Here is a 715-nt window from a genome sequence, read left to right as displayed (position 1 = left end):
CAATATGCCCGTATTGGACGTGATTTCCGCCGGCGCGCAGGCTGCACTGAACACCAAGCGCAACAACAAAATCGGCATCATCGCCACCAATACCACCGTCAACAGCAACGCCTATGCCCGCGCCATCCACGCCCAAAACCCCGACACGCTTGTGCGCACGCAGGCGACGCCGCTGCTCGTGCCGCTGGTGGAAGAAGGCTGGCTTGACCATGAAGTAACCCGCCTGACCGTGCGCGAATATCTCAAACCGCTCTTGGTGGATGACATCGACACACTCGTCCTCGGCTGTACCCACTTCCCGCTGCTCAAGCCCCTGATCGGCAAAGAAGCGCAAAACGTCGCCCTGGTCGACTCCGCCATCACCACCGCCGAAGCGACCGCCCAAGCGCTCGCCCAAGCAGGGTTACTCAACACTGAAAACGACAGCCCCGACTACCGCTTCTACGTCAGCGACATCCCCCTGCGCTTCCGCACCATAGGCGAACGCTTCCTCGGACGCAGCATGGAACAAATCGAAATGGTTTCGCTGGGATAAGGCGTATCCCGCCCTCCGAAACAAAAGGTCGTCTGAAAACCGATATCCAGGTTTTCAGACGACCTTGCCGCGTAAAATACGCTACAATACGCTCTATTTCAAGCTTCTAAAATTAAAAGGAAAATTCAATGTTCAGCTTCTTCCGCCGCAAGAAAAAACAGGAAACGCCCGCTCAAGAAG

At 56.2% G+C, this 715-nt stretch carries 1 protein-coding gene; it reads left to right on the top strand.

The genetic code is table 11. From position 1 onward, the window contains the following. Window positions 1–535, top strand: a 535-nt coding sequence (locus tag ACTHUR_RS14040) for a glutamate racemase (protein WP_440399165.1), incomplete at its 5' end; no start/stop codon positions are given. Between the last annotated feature and the right edge of the window lie 180 nt (window positions 536–715).

Source organism: Neisseria sp. P0021.S007 (assembly GCF_051956855.1).
The sequence above is the reverse complement of the archived record's forward strand: the minus strand, read 5'-3'. Positions and strand labels throughout refer to the sequence as shown.